15 protein-coding genes are annotated in these 13,403 nt (G+C 67.4%); 6 read left to right on the top strand and 9 right to left on the bottom strand.

Annotation, left to right across the window (positions count from 1 at the left end):
* The 3 genes from BGN95_RS19850 to BGN95_RS19840 form a co-directional block, all read left to right on the top strand.
* A partial coding sequence (locus BGN95_RS19850; RefSeq protein ID WP_286773776.1) for a peptide chain release factor 1 occupies positions 1 to 598 on the top strand: 598 nt, incomplete at its 5' end.
* 33 nt (positions 599 to 631) lie between these two features.
* Positions 632 to 1,444 carry a peptide chain release factor N(5)-glutamine methyltransferase gene (gene prmC, locus BGN95_RS19845; RefSeq protein WP_502688328.1) on the top strand — a complete coding sequence of 271 codons (813 nt, stop codon included), beginning with the start codon at positions 632 to 634 and terminating at the stop codon, positions 1,442 to 1,444.
* 266 nt (positions 1,445 to 1,710) lie between these two features.
* A complete protein-coding gene (locus tag BGN95_RS19840; RefSeq protein WP_179513122.1) occupies positions 1,711 to 2,472 on the top strand; it encodes a DUF4167 domain-containing protein in 762 nt (253 codons plus the stop codon).
* 62 nt (positions 2,473 to 2,534) lie between these two features.
* Here the strand turns inward: BGN95_RS19840 and BGN95_RS19835 are convergent, their stop codons facing one another.
* Positions 2,535 to 2,825, bottom strand: a complete 291-nt coding sequence (locus BGN95_RS19835) for a hypothetical protein (protein WP_286773774.1) — start codon at positions 2,823 to 2,825, stop codon at positions 2,535 to 2,537.
* Between the two features lie 61 nt (positions 2,826 to 2,886).
* On the opposite strand from BGN95_RS19835, the gene BGN95_RS19830 reads away from it, so the two are divergent.
* Positions 2,887 to 3,315, top strand: a complete 429-nt coding sequence (locus BGN95_RS19830; RefSeq protein WP_179513120.1) for a CBS domain-containing protein — start codon at positions 2,887 to 2,889, stop codon at positions 3,313 to 3,315.
* Positions 3,316 to 3,411: 96 nt separating this feature from the next.
* Here the strand turns inward: BGN95_RS19830 and BGN95_RS19825 are convergent, their stop codons facing one another.
* The 8 genes from BGN95_RS19825 to BGN95_RS19790 all read right to left on the bottom strand — a co-directional run bounded on the left by BGN95_RS19825 (position 3,412) and on the right by BGN95_RS19790 (position 12,582).
* Positions 3,412 to 4,530, bottom strand: a complete 1,119-nt coding sequence (locus BGN95_RS19825; protein ID WP_286773773.1) for a PepSY-associated TM helix domain-containing protein — start codon at positions 4,528 to 4,530, stop codon at positions 3,412 to 3,414.
* A 250-nt stretch (positions 4,531 to 4,780) separates the two neighbouring features.
* A complete protein-coding gene (locus BGN95_RS19820) occupies positions 4,781 to 5,464 on the bottom strand; it encodes a Fe2+-dependent dioxygenase (RefSeq protein ID WP_265268745.1) in 684 nt (227 codons plus the stop codon).
* A complete protein-coding gene (locus BGN95_RS19815; RefSeq protein ID WP_265268746.1) occupies positions 5,458 to 6,186 on the bottom strand; it encodes a tetratricopeptide repeat protein in 729 nt (242 codons plus the stop codon). Before BGN95_RS19815 ends, BGN95_RS19820 begins: the two co-directional genes overlap by 7 nt.
* 10 nt (positions 6,187 to 6,196) lie before the next feature.
* A complete protein-coding gene (locus tag BGN95_RS19810) occupies positions 6,197 to 8,674 on the bottom strand; it encodes a TonB-dependent receptor (protein ID WP_265313583.1) in 2,478 nt (825 codons plus the stop codon).
* A gap of 55 nt (positions 8,675 to 8,729) precedes the next feature.
* The gene (locus BGN95_RS19805; protein ID WP_179513115.1) at positions 8,730 to 8,996 is read right to left on the bottom strand and encodes a ribbon-helix-helix domain-containing protein; all 267 of its coding nucleotides are present in this window, start codon (positions 8,994 to 8,996) and stop codon (positions 8,730 to 8,732) included.
* A complete protein-coding gene (gene cobT, locus BGN95_RS19800) occupies positions 8,993 to 10,819 on the bottom strand; it encodes a cobaltochelatase subunit CobT (protein ID WP_286773772.1) in 1,827 nt (608 codons plus the stop codon). The genes BGN95_RS19805 and cobT overlap by 4 nt, the downstream gene beginning before the upstream one ends.
* A gap of 12 nt (positions 10,820 to 10,831) precedes the next feature.
* The gene (cobS, locus tag BGN95_RS19795; RefSeq protein ID WP_179513113.1) at positions 10,832 to 11,836 is read right to left on the bottom strand and encodes a cobaltochelatase subunit CobS; all 1,005 of its coding nucleotides are present in this window, start codon (positions 11,834 to 11,836) and stop codon (positions 10,832 to 10,834) included.
* Between the two features lie 47 nt (positions 11,837 to 11,883).
* The gene (locus tag BGN95_RS19790) at positions 11,884 to 12,582 is read right to left on the bottom strand and encodes a winged helix-turn-helix transcriptional regulator (protein WP_286773771.1); all 699 of its coding nucleotides are present in this window, start codon (positions 12,580 to 12,582) and stop codon (positions 11,884 to 11,886) included.
* Between the two features lie 66 nt (positions 12,583 to 12,648).
* Here BGN95_RS19790 and BGN95_RS19785 point away from each other — a divergent pair, with 66 nt between their 5' ends.
* Together BGN95_RS19785 and BGN95_RS19780 are read left to right on the top strand one after the other, a co-directional pair.
* Entirely contained in the window at positions 12,649 to 13,089 is a 441-nt protein-coding gene (locus BGN95_RS19785) for a VOC family protein (protein WP_179513111.1), read from the top strand.
* 28 nt (positions 13,090 to 13,117) lie between these two features.
* Positions 13,118 to 13,403, top strand: a 286-nt coding sequence (locus BGN95_RS19780; protein WP_286773770.1) for a glutathione S-transferase N-terminal domain-containing protein, incomplete at its 3' end; no start/stop codon positions are given.

Below are 13,403 nucleotides of genomic sequence, written 5' to 3'. Positions count from 1 at the left end.
GGAAGTCGTCGCCTCGGTCACCGGCCAGGGGGTGTTCGCGCGGCTCAAGTTCGAGAGCGGGGTGCATCGCGTCCAGCGCGTACCGGTCACCGAAAGCGGCGGGCGTATCCACACTTCCGCCGCCACCGTCGCGGTGCTGCCCGAGGCGGAGGAGGTCGACGTGCAGATCGACGACAAGGATCTGCGGATCGACGTCTATCGTTCGTCGGGGCCGGGCGGCCAATCGGTCAACACCACCGATTCGGCGGTGCGCATCGTCCATCTGCCGACCGGGCTGACCGTGATCCAGCAGGACGAGAAGTCGCAGCACAAGAACAAGGCCAAGGCGCTCAAGGTGCTGCGTACCCGGCTCTATGAGATGGAACGCGAGCGGCTCCAGGCCGAGCGCGCCGGCGCGCGCAAGTCGATGGTCGGATCGGGCGATCGGTCGGAACGTATCCGCACCTATAATTTCCCGCAGGGCCGGGTGACCGACCACCGCATCAACCTGACGCTCCACCGCCTGCCGGAGATTCTTGCCGGCGATATGGACGAATTGCTCGGCGCGCTGATCGCCGAGGATGAGGCGGAGCGGCTGGCGACGTTGGATGCCGCCTGACTCCCCTCCCCTGAAGGGGAGGGGCTAGTGCCGATCTCCGCCCGCGCCGCGCTGGCCGAGGCCGCCGCGCGCTTTTCCTTCTCCGCCACCCCGCGGCTCGACGCCGAACTGCTCCTTGCCCACGCGCTCGGCATCACCCGCGAGCGGCTGTTGCTGACGCTCGGCGATCACATCGCCCCGCCCGCCTTCGCCGCGCTGGTCGAGCGTCGCGCGCGGCACGAGCCGGTCGCCTATCTCACCGGCACCCGCGCCTTCTGGACGGTCGACCTCGACGTCGCGCCCGGCGTGCTGATCCCGCGCGCCGACAGCGAGACGCTGATCGAGGCGGCGGTGGCGCATTTCACGGGAAGCGCCGGGCCGAAGCGCGTGCTCGATCTGGGCACCGGATCGGGCGCGTTGCTGCTCGCCGCACTCGACCAATGGCCCGCGGCGAGCGGGATCGGGCTGGACGCCTCGCCCGCCGCGCTGGCGATCGCCGCCGCCAATGCCGCGCGTATCGCCCCCGGCCGCGCGACGATCGCCGGCGGGGGCTGGGAAGGCACCGGCGAGGCATTCGATCTCGTGCTGTGCAACCCCCCCTATATCGCCGACGCCGCCAGCCTCCCGCGCGAGGTGGCGGACTATGAACCCGCGAGCGCGCTGTTCGCCGGGGCGGATGGGCTCGACGATTATCGCGCGCTTGCCCCGCTACTTGGCCGCCAGATTGCACCGGGAGGCGTTGCGTGTATCGAAATCGGCGCCGATCAGGGCGCGAGCGCCGCCGCATTGTTCCGCGCCGTTGGCTGCGATGTCACACTGCGCCGCGATCTTGCCGGGCGGGACCGTTGCCTAGTCGTCACGCCTTGAATCCGGCGGGCCGAGCACACACATTTCGCTTTGAGAAACCCCCTGTACCGGCTAAGAGGCCCACAGGGGCACGCTAGATCAGCTCAAGTAGTTGATATCGGGCAGGTTGCCCAATCTTCGTCATAAGCCGCTGTAGTCCGGCGGCCAATGGCAGGCCTGGTTCGGGCGATGATTCGCCTCGCACCGGGCCGGGAATGTTGCACCGGCACGTCCGGCGCCTGTTTCGGGAATAGAGCCAATTTGGGTTCGAGGACGAGGACAGTAATTTGATCAATAATCGACAGGGTGGCGGCGGCCGTCGTCGCGGCCGCGGTGGTGGTCAGCGTTCGCCCGGTGGTGGCGGTCAGGGTCAGCGCGACAGCGGCAACCGGATCGACAGTCGTGCGCGCGGCAACGCCGCCCAGTTGCTTGAGAAATATCGCAACATGGCCCGCGACGCGCAGCTTTCGGGCGATCGCGTCAACACCGAATATTATCTCCAGTTCGCCGATCACTATTTCCGCGTGCTGGCCGATCAGCGCGGTCGCTTCGAGGAGCAGAACCAGAGCCGCGATCGCCGCCCGCGCGACGATTTCGACCTCGACGACGATTTCGGCGACGAGAGCGACGCGATCCGCGCCGACGAGCAGCCGCGCGACGACAATCGCCGCGAGGCGCGCGAGGAGCGCAACGGCCATGATCGCCGCGACGACCGTCGCGACGACAACCGCCGTGATGAGCGCCGCTTCAACCGCCGCGACGACAATCGCCGCCCGGTCGAGGCCGAGGCGGTGAGCGAGGAAGCAGCCTCCGCGCCGGTGGCGGCCGAGCCGGATGCCGCAGAAGCGGCCGAAGCGCCCAAGCCGCGCCGCGGCCGTCCGCGGCGTGTCGCAGCCCCCGAGGGCAGCGATGCGATCGCCGATCGCCTGCCCCCCGCACTCGCGGTGCCGCCCGAAGGCGTGATCGCCAGCGAGGGCGAACCGATCGAGGCGCCCAAGCCGCGCACCCGTCGCCGGCGCACCGCCGATGCGGAGGCCAGCGCGAGCTGAGCCGCGCGGCAGCGAAACGACAAAAAGGGCCGGCCCCGCGGATCGCGTGGCCGGCCTTTTTTTCAGTCTTCGTGATCCTGGCGCCGATCGACGATTTCGTCATGCCCGGTGCCCGAGCTGAGGAAGCTCAGCCCCATCAGCGCCCCGGCCATCAGCACGGTGCCGACCACCCCGCCGATCGTCGCCAGCGTCGCGACCCAGCCGAGCGGGCCGTAGATCCGCCCCAGCGCCCAGACCGAGACGAGCGCGGCGATCAGCCCGACCACGCCGACCCAGGTGAGGATGCGGCGAAAGCGGCGCCACGCGAACCGTGCGTAATCGGGATCGTCGAGACCGGGCGGCTGATCGTTCATCCTTTGCCATTAGCCCGGAAAAGTGAGACGCTGCCACCCCGACAAAGCAATGGAGGGGACGATGACGATCGCGGCGATCCTCGGCAACAAGGGGCGGGACGTAGTGTCCGTCGGCCCGACGCATACGGTGGCGGAGGCGATCTCATTGCTCGCCGCGCACCGCATCGGCGCGGTCCCGGTGCTCGAAAGCGGCAAGGTGGTCGGCGTGTTCTCCGAACGCGACGTGATCGCCGGGCTCGCCAGCGGCGACACCGCGGCATTGCGACGCGCGGTTTCCGAGGTGATGACCGCGCCGGCGGTGACCGTCGACCCGAGCGATTCGGTGCTCGGCGCGCTCTCGCTGATGACCCGTCGCCGCATCCGCCATCTGCCGGTGGTGCAGGACGGCCGGGTGATCGGGATCGTCTCGATCGGCGATCTGGTGAAATATCGCATCGAGCGGATCGAGGCCGACGCCGCGGCGATGCGGGATTATATCCAGCAGGCGTAGGCCCTTCTCCTTCCGTTCGCCCTGAGCTCGTCGAAGGGCTGCCCTTCTTCCTTGAAGAAAAGTGCAGGGCTTCGACAAGCTCAGCCCGAACGGAGATTATTTCGCCGCGAACGCCGTCTCGCGCGCCACCTGCTGGCGGCGCTTGAGCTCGGCCTTCCAGCCGCGGGCGCGCCACCACATGATCACCCCGGTCACCCCGAGCAATGCGGGGATCACCCCGCCGAGGAAGATGATCACCTGCCACAGCGCGCCCATATCGGTGCCGTCGTGAATCCGTCGCATCCACCGCGCGACATTGTTCTGCGGCCCGCGTTGCGGCGCGGCGGCGGCGATGCCGCTGTCGTCGCCCACCGTCACATTGGCGGTGCGCTCGCCCTGCGCGAAGGCGAGTGTCCAGTCGGCGCGCTTGTTGGTCGGCCAGGTGATGCTTCTCAGCTCGCCCTTGCCGACGCTCACCGCGCGCTCGACCACCGTGCCGAGCGCCAGCGCGGGTGCGGCAAGCGGCTTGGCCGAGCGATCCACCGGCGGACGGCGCGGCGCCTCGCCCACCAGCCCGCCGAAGAACGCCGGGAAGCTGATCCACGCGCCGGTCAGCGACAGTATGAACAGCGGCAGCGCGACCCAGAAGCCGGTGAGATAATGGAGGTTGGTGTCGGTGTTATTGTGCCGCCGCCAGCGCAGGCCGCGCGCCCAGCGCCCGACGGTCGGCCACCACAGCCACAGACCGGTGAAGCACGAGAAGGCCATCGCCACCCCGATCCAGCCGACGATCGTGCGGCCGACGCCGGGGAGCAACAGGCTGCCGTGGAGCACGTGCAGCGTGCGGACCAGCCCGTTGCGGCTGTCCGCCACGTCGAGCACGCGCGCGGTCGCCGGATCGAGATAGACCATCGTCCGCGCCGGCGGCCCGGCCTGCGTCTTGCCGGGGCGGGCAGCAGCGACCACCACCGGCATGCCATGTTCCGCCGGCAGGGTGAGCTGCGCGATCGCCTCGCCGGCAGTCAGTCGCTGGCGCGCGGCCGCGACATAAGCTTCGGGGGCAAGCAGATTGTCGCCGCTGACCGCGTAACGCTGCGGATTGACCGTCTGATCGAGCGCATCGTGCCACACCAGCGCCGCGCCGGAGAGCGACAGCGGGATGATCGCCACCGCCAACAGCAGCCCGATCCACTTATGGACCTGGAACCACATGCGCCGCATCGCCAGCTTGTTCACAGAGAATCCCCCGTCCGCATGGACTTGGCGCTGGCAGGTTGGCTATTGCAAGTCAATCGCATATTGCGGTTGGATCGGGGGAACACTCAGTTGAGCGAGCGCTCCAACCGCTCTTCAGCCGTCATGCCGGGCTTGACCCGGCATCCAGGGCAACGGGCGACAGCGTTTGCGACCCTTGATGCCGGGTCAAGCCCGGCATGACGGAGTAACAGGTGGGAACCGCGTGTTTCGCTAAATCCCGATAGCCGTATCAAGCGTCGGCCCAGCGGCGCAGCAGATTGTGATAGATGCCGGTGAGCCGGATCACCTCGGCATCGTCCTGCCCGCGGTCGGTGGCAAGCGCTTGCACCGAGCGATCGAGATCGAACAGGATGCGCCGCTCCCCCTCGTCGCGCACCATCGACTGGATCCAGAAGAAGGAGGCGACCCGCGCGCCGCGCGTCACCGCGGTCACGCGGTGCAGGCTGGAGGCGGGATAGACCACCATATGCCCGGCGGGGAGCTTGACCGTCTGCGCGCCGAACTGCCCCTCGATCACCAGCTCGCCGCCGTCGTAATCGCGCGGATCGGACAGGAACAGGGTCGCGGAAAGATCGCTCCTGAGCCGGAAATCGCTCCCGCGCCTGATGCGCACCGCATTGTCGACATGCAGGCCGAATGCCTCGCCACCCTCGTAGCGGTTGAACAAGGGCGGAAATACCTTGAGCGGCAGCGCGGCGGCGACGAACAGCGGCGAGCGGCCGAGCGCATCGAGCACCAGCGTCCCCGCCTCGCGCGCGGCGGCGCTGTCTTCCGGCAATTGCCGGTTGCGCTTGACGAGCGCCGATTGCGCGCCCGAGGTGGCATTGCCGTCGATCCACTCCGCCGCGTCGATCAGCCCGCGCAGCCGCGCGACCTCGCCCGCATCGAGCACATCGGGAATCGCGATCAGCACCCTGCCCCCTCCTTCAGCGCCGCGACGCCGCGGTCGCGGAACCCCGGGATGTCGCTCGCGGCGAGCCAGTCGAGCGCCTTGTCGACGAAGCGCGCATTGCCCCATTCGCCCGCGCGGCGCAGCCACAGCAAAGCCTCGTCGATCTCGCCCGCCGCGCCGAGCAGCCGCGCGTGGTTGAAACAACCGCGAAAATCGCCGCCCGCCGCCGCGCGGGCGTAGCAATCGGCGGCCTTGGCCATATCGCGCGGACCGCCCCAGCCGTCTTCGGCGAAGCTCCCGACATGGTTGATCGCCTTGGCATAGCCCGTCGCCGCGGCCTGTTCGAACAAAGCGAGCGCGGCCGCTTTGTCCTCCGCGACGCCCTCGCCCAAAGTCAGCGCGGTCGCATAATTATATTGCGCCTCGGGCAGACCGCGCGCCGCGGCGACGCGGAAGCATGCCGCCGCGCGCGGCTTGTCCACCTGAACACCCCAACCGAGATCGTAGCAGCGCCCGACCATATTGAGCGCCATCACATGCTGCTGCGCGGCGGCGCGGTTGAACCACGCAAAGGCGGCGCGCTCGTCGCGCGCCACGCCATTGCCGTCGAGCAGCAACTGGCCGAGCAGCGCTTGCGCCTCGGGCTCCCCCGCCTCGGCGAGCTCACGCACGAACGCCGCACGCTCCTCCGGTGGGGCGGAGAGGCGCGCGGCGATTTGGTCGCTGGTCGGCGCGGTCGTCACGCCCGCGAGGTTAGTAACGCACCGACAAGGTGGCAAATGCCGTCCGCCCCGGGGCGATCGTCGCATAATGCGAGGCATAGGCCTGGGTGAAATAGGTCTTGTCGGTGAGGTTCTGGACGTTGACGCTGAGGTTCACCCGCTCGGTGATGTCATAGCCGATGCGTGCGTCGAACCTTGTGTAACCGGGCACCGAGCGCGCCAGCACCTTGGTCGCGGGGGTGACGGTGACCTTGCCCGTGGCATCCTGCGTGGCGGCGCGATTGTCGGCATAGCCGCCATAGACCCGGCTGACATAGAATATCCCGCCGCCGATCTGCAGCCGCTTGGTCACCGCGAGGTTGCTCCATAGCGACACGCTGTCGCGCGCGGTCTGCGGCGCCTGCTTGCCGTTGCTGACCGAGGGGACGTAGACCGTCCGTGCGGGCTGGAGAGTATTGCCGGCGTTATCCTTCAGCGCGGGCGCGGTCAGCGCGGAGAAGCCCGCCTCAATGATCTTGGGATCGAGATGGGTATAGCCGCCGAACACCGTCCAGCCCGGCAGGATCTCGCCGTTGATGCCCAGTTCGATGCCGCGGATACGGCGCTTGCCGATAAACTGGACGGTATCGGCATCGATCTGGACGCGGGCGTTGTCGGTGTCGGTCTGGAACGCCGCGAGCGACAGGTTGAGCCGCCCGCCGAACAGCGCCGCCTTGGCGCCGACCTCATAGGATTTGGTCTTTTCCGGCTTGAGCGACGCGAGCAGCCCGCCGGTGGCGACGGTGGTCGGCAGCGCATTGCCCTCCGATCCCTCGCCGAGCAGGCTGTTGGGCGGGGTCGCCGCGGTGGCGTAGCTTGCATAGAGGCTCACGTCGCGCATCGGCTTGAAGACGAGGCCCGCCTGCCAGTTGAACAATTCGTCGGTGCGCTCGAACTGGATCACCTGCGTCGCCGCGACCGGCTGACCGGGGCGCACCCGCGAGTGGAAGCGATCGTAGCGCAAGCCGATGTTGAGGATCAGCGGCTCGGCCAGCTCGATCGAATCGAAGCCGTAGAGACCGATCGTATTGGCGTCGTTCTGCGTCTCGGCGATCGGCAGGTTGCGCGAGATCGCCGCCGGGGTCGACGAGGTATCGCTGGCGTAATTGACCCAGGGATCGTTGGGATTGGGGTTGAACAGGCTGGTGCAATTGTACCGCGACACCGCCGCCGCGGTGCAGCGCGGGGTGATCGTCGAGCCGTTCGACAGCAATTCGTTGCCCGCCGCATTGACGAAGCCGCGCGTAACATAAGTGCCGCGCCGCGCCTTCTCCCACGCGAACTCCGCGCCGATCGCGAAGCTGTGCTTGATGCCGCCGGTCCTGAACTTCCCGTAGAGGTCGGTCTGGTTGACGATCGAATCGGCATAGCCGTAGCGCGTGTTGGACCGGCGCCACACCTGCCCGCTGTTATAGACATTGCCCTGCGAATCGTCCGGCTGGGTCATGATGTACGACTGCCAGTTGTGCGTGAAGCGCGAGGTGTTGCGCAGCGTGATGCCGCCGAAATCATGCTCGGCGCGCAGCGTCGCCTGATCGATCGAGGTATCGCGGAAATCGCGATCCTTGAGGCCGTAGAAGGTCGAGCGATCGACAATGCCCGTCTGCCCGGTGGCGGTGGTGATCCGCCCGATCGCGGGCTGCGACTGGATTGTCCCCGTCCCCGGCGCATTGCCGATCGTATAGAGATAGGGGATGCCGGCATCCGGCAGCTCGTTGCTCTCCATATGATAATAAGAGGCGGTCAGCCGGGTCGGCGAGTCGATGCCGACCGTGATCGACGGCGCGACGCCCCAGCGGCGCTGCCAGATCGCGTCGCGCCCGGCGACGTCCTGATCGTGGAACATCCCCTCGACGCGCACCGCGACCAGATCGGAGACGCGCTGGTTCACATCGGCGGTGACGCGGGTGTAATCGGCATTGCCGTAGCTCACCGCCGCGCTGGCGAAGCTTTCCTTCTGCGGGGTCTTGGAGATGATGTTGATCGTCCCCCCGGCATTGCCGCGCCCGCCGAGCGTCGTATCCGATCCGCGGACGATCTGGATCGAATCGACCGCGAAAACCTCGCGGCTCTGCGCCGCGAAATCGCGCACCCCGTCGACATAGGTCGAGCCCTGGCTGTCGAAGCCGCGGATGAACGGGCGGTCACCGACCGGGTTGCCGCCCTCCGCCGCGCCGAAGGTGATGCCGGGGATCGTGCGCAACGCATCGGCGAGGCTGGCCGATCCGGTCTGCTGGATCGTCTCCGCCGGCAGCACCATGATCGAGCGCGGGGTATCGATCGGCGGGGCGATGAACTTGGGGTTGGCGTCGCGCCGGTCGCGCCCGGTGACGATCACGTCATTGTGGCGCGCGGCATCGCTATCGGCCTCGGGCGCATCGGCGACGGCGGTAGCGGGCGCCTCGGCCAGCGCCGGCGCGCTCGCAATGAACCCGACGCACGACAAGGCAATGAACGAACTGGATGACATGAGAACCCCTTCCCTTGGAGGGGCTCGCTATTGAGACTAGTTCGCAGAGTCAACGCTATTGCGAAATATTCTCAGTTTTGTCGCAAATTGTCGCAAACAGCCAGCTGCGCAGTGCGCTGGCGAGGTTGGGCGGATCGGGCTGGGCGATGCGCAACGCGTCGATCTCCGCGACGAGCGCGCTGAGCGGCAGCCTGCGCGCCGCCGCCGCGGCTTCCAGCGCCTGCCAGAACAGGGGTTCGAGGCTGACCGAAGTCTGATGCCCGGCGATCGTGATCGAGCGCTTGACCGGCCCGACGAAGCCGTCGGCGGGCGCCGCGATCACGGCGTGTCGAACAAGGCGGCGAGCTGCTCGATGATCGTCCCGCCGAGCTGATCGACGTCCATGATCGTCACCGCGCGGCTGTAATAGCGCGTCACATCATGCCCGATGCCGATCGCCGCCAGCTCGACCGGCGAGCGCTTCTCGATCCAGTCGATCACCTGCCGCAGATGGCGTTCGAGATACGAGCCCGAATTGACGCTGAGCGTCGAATCGTCGACCGGCGCGCCGTCCGAGATGACCATCAGGATGCGCCGCTCCTCGGGTCGCGCGACGAGCCGCGCATGTGCCCAGAGCAACGCCTCGCCGTCGATATTCTCCTTGAGCAGCCCTTCGCGCATCATCAGCCCGAGCGAGGTGCGCGCGCGCCGCCACGGCTCGTCGGCCTTTTTGTAGACGATGTGACGGATGTCGTTGAGCCGCCCCGGCTGCGGCGGGCGCCCCGCGGCGAGCCATGTCTCGCGGCTCTGCCCGCCCTTCCACGCACGGGTGGTGAAGCCGAGGATCTCGGTCTTGACCCCGCACCGCTCGAGCGTCCGTGCGAGGATATCGGCGGAGATCGCCGCGATCGAGATCGGCCGCCCGCGCATCGACCCCGAATTGTCGATCAGCAAGGTCACCACGGTATCGCGGAATTCGGTGTCGCGCTCGATCTTGTAGGAGAGCGACATATCGGGGCTGACCACGACGCGCGCGAGCCGCGCGGCATCGAGCAGCCCTTCTTCCTGATCGAAATCCCACGAGCGCGATTGCTGCGCCATCAGCCGGCGCTGGAGCCGGTTGGCGAGCTTCGACACCACCGATTGCAGATGGACGAGCTGCTGATCGAGATAGGCGCGCAGCCGGACGAGCTCGTCGGCGTCGCACAGATCGGTCGCGGCGATCACCTCGTCGAACTCGGTGGTCCAGACGCGATAGTCGAAATGCGGGGTGAGATCGGCGAACGGCCGGTTGGGGCGCACCGGCTGCATCCCCTCCTCGCCCTCGTCGCCCGGCTCGCCGTCCATATCCTGGACGTCGTCGCTCATTTCCTGGCCTTCGCCGTCCTGGTCCTCGGCCTCGCGCTGGTCGCCGCGCGCCTCGATCTGCGCCTCGCCCTCGCCGCCGTCGCCCTCTTCCTGGCCTTCGTCGCTATTCTGCTCGTCGTCGGCGCCCTGCTCCTCGCTCTCGCCGTCGTCGGTGTCCTCAGGCAGCTCGTCGCCCTGCACCAGTTCGAGGTCCTCGAGCAATTTGCGCGCGAGGCTCTGAAAGGCGCGCTGGTCGTCGAGCGCGAGCGCGAGCGAATCGAGGTCGGCCCCGGCCTTGTCGTCGATCCATTCGCGCACCAGTGCGAGGCCCGGCGCGGCGAGCGCGGGTGATTCGCGCCCGGTCAGCCGCTCGCGCACCATCAGCGCCAAGGCGGTGGAAAGCGGCACTTCCTCGCGGGTACGCGCACGGGTGATCGGATCGGCGCGCAATTTGACGTCGAGCGCGGTCGCGAGATTGTCCGCGATCCCGGCATAACCGCGGCTTCCCAGCGCCTCGACACGCGCCGTCTCGACCGCGTCGAACACCGCCCGCGCCACCGCCTCGTGCGGCGCGGCGCGCAGGTGAAGCGCGGCGTCGTGGTGCTTGAGCCGAAGCGCGAAGCCGTCGGCGAACCCGCGCGCCTCCGCCACTTGCTCCGCCGGCAATGCGCGCGCCGGCATCGGCACCTTGAGGTGCTTGCCCGACTGGCTCGGCGCATCGGCGGTGAACGCCAGCTCGATCTCCGGCTCGTCGGACAGCGCACGCGCCGCGCCGCCGAGCACGTCCTTGAACAGATCGAGCGGGGTGCGTTCAGCCATCGCCGCCGCCGCTCAGGCTTTCCCCACCACGCTTTCGGGCAGGTCCTTGCCGAACACGCGCTGGTAATATTCCGCCACCAGCGGCCGTTCCGCCTCGTCGCATTTGTTGAGGAACGACAGGCGGAAGGCGAAGCCGACATCGCCGAAGATCAGCGCATTCTGCGCCCAGGTGATCACCGTGCGCGGGCTCATCACGGTGGAGATATCGCCGTTGATGAAGCCCTTGCGGGTCAGATCCGCGACGCGGACCATATCGTCGACCAGCTTCTTGCCGTCAGGCTTGTCATATTCGCCCGATTTGGCGAGCACGATCTGCGCCTCGGTCGCCGCGGGCAGATAGTTCAAGGTCACGACGATGTTCCAGCGGTCCATCTGGCCCTGGTTGATCTGCTGCGTGCCGTGATAGAGCCCGCTCGTATCGCCGAGCCCGACCGTATTGGCGGTCGAGAACAGCCGGAACCACGGGTTGGGGCGAATCACGCGATTCTGGTCGAGCAGCGTCAGCTTGCCCTCGGTCTCCAGCACGCGCTGGATCACGAACATCACGTCGGGGCGCCCGGCGTCATATTCGTCGAACACCAAAGCGGTCGGGGTCTGCAGCGCCCAGGGCAACAGCCCTTCGCGGAATTCGGTGACCTGCTGGCCGTCGCGCAGCACGATCGCGTCGCGTCCGACGAGGTCGATGCGGCTGATATGCGCATCGAGGTTGATGCGGATGCACGGCCATTTCAGCCGCGCCGCGACCTGCTCGATATGGCTCGACTTGCCGGTGCCGTGATAGCCCTGCACCATCACGCGGCGGTTGTGCGCAAAGCCCGCGATGATCGCCAGCGTCGTATCGGGATCGAAGACATAAGCCGGATCGAGATCGGGCACCCGCTCGTCCGCCTCGCTGAACGCGGGGCATTCCATGTCGCTGTCGATGCCGAACATCTCGCGCACGCTCACCATCCGGTCGGGCGCGTCGAGAATTGTCGTCTCGCGGCTGTCGGGTTGGGTGTTCGGAATATCGGTCATGCGCGCCTCGCGAAGTAACTCGAACGCCTTAGGCTCGCTTGCCGCGATTATTCAACCTTTGCCTTGGGCGGAAGCGCGAACAGATCGATAAACGCGCGCGCCTTGGCGCGATCGCCGGTGAACACAAGCGCGCCTTCCGCCTCCGCCTCCTCGATCGGCCATTTGCCGTAGACGATATTGGCCATCAACCGCGCGGTGGTCGCGAAATGGACCTCCGCCGCGCCTTCACCGCGCACGATCGGCAGGTCGCCGTCGGCGAGCCGGCCGACGAACGATTCGGGGCCGAAGGTGAAGCCGATCGTCATCGCCGGCAGCGCGCGCGCTTTTTCCCGGTCGATCATCGTGCGCAGCGAGAGCATCATCGACGCCGACGACAGCGGCAGCGTCGGATCGTGATCGGGCGAGCGCGCCGCCCAGGCGCCGAGCGCCTTGATCGCCTCTTCCGCCTCATAGCCCCATGACGTCAGCTCATAGACCTGGACGCTGGCCGGCGGCGGCAATTTGCGGCGCTTGAGGACGTGCGCACGCTCCAACCCCTCGAGCCGCTGGGTCAGCACATTGGCGCTGATCCCAGTCAGCGAGGCCTTCAATTCCCCGAAACGGCGCGGGCCGAACATCAGCTCGCGCACGATCAGCAGCGCCCAGCGCTCGCCGACCAGCTCCATTGCCAGCGCGGTGCCGCAGGCGTCGTCATACCAGCGTTTCGTCGTGGCCTTGCTCTGATTAGTCACTTTTTCTAACTTCATGGTTGCTTTTTATAACTCACAGGTGCACGAATCGCAAGCACCGATTCGAGAAAAGGAGCGTTTCCAATGGCCAAGATGATCTTCGTGAACCTCCCCGTCGCCAATGTCGCGAAGGCCACCGCCTTCTACGAAGCGATCGGGATGAAGAAGAATCCGATGTTCTCCAACGAGCAGGCGTCGGCGATGGAATGGTCGGACACGATCATGTTCATGCTGCTCGACCACGCTTTCTACGCCACCTTCACCGACAAGAAGATCATCGACGCCAAGACGACGAGCGGCGTGCTGCTCGCCCTGTCGCGCGACAGCCGGGCAGCGGTGGACGAGATCGTCGAGGCGGCGATCGCCGCCGGTGGACGCGAACCGCGCGAGAAGCAGGACTTGGGCTTCATGTACGGCCGCGCGTTCGAGGATCTCGACGGCCATGTCTTCGAGCCGTCCTACATGGATATGGCCGCCGCCGCGCAGGCGCTGGCGCCGACCCACGGCGACGCGGTCAGCGCCTGAAAACCAACGATAAGAGAGGAATAGAGAGATGCCTGAGACACCCCAGATCGTCACCTTCGGCTGGGTGCCGGAGTTCGCCCGCGGCTTCGTCCGCGATATCCGCCCGCGCTGGGCGTGCGAGGAAGTCGGCCAGCCTTATGAGGCGGTGCTGATCCGCGACGCCAAGACGCCCGAGCACCGCCGGCTCCAGCCGTTCGGCCAGGTCCCGGCGTGGCGCGACGGCGAGGTCGAAATGTTCGAATCCGGCGCGATCGTGCTTCATATCTGCGAGAAAGCGGGGAAACTCATCCCCGCCGACCCCGCCGCGCGGTCGC

The organism is Sphingomonas sp. 66-10 (assembly GCF_001897045.1).
In the GTDB taxonomy this organism is placed as follows: domain Bacteria; phylum Pseudomonadota; class Alphaproteobacteria; order Sphingomonadales; family Sphingomonadaceae; genus Sphingomonas; species Sphingomonas lycopersici.
This window is presented reverse-complemented; position numbering and strand designations above follow the sequence as displayed.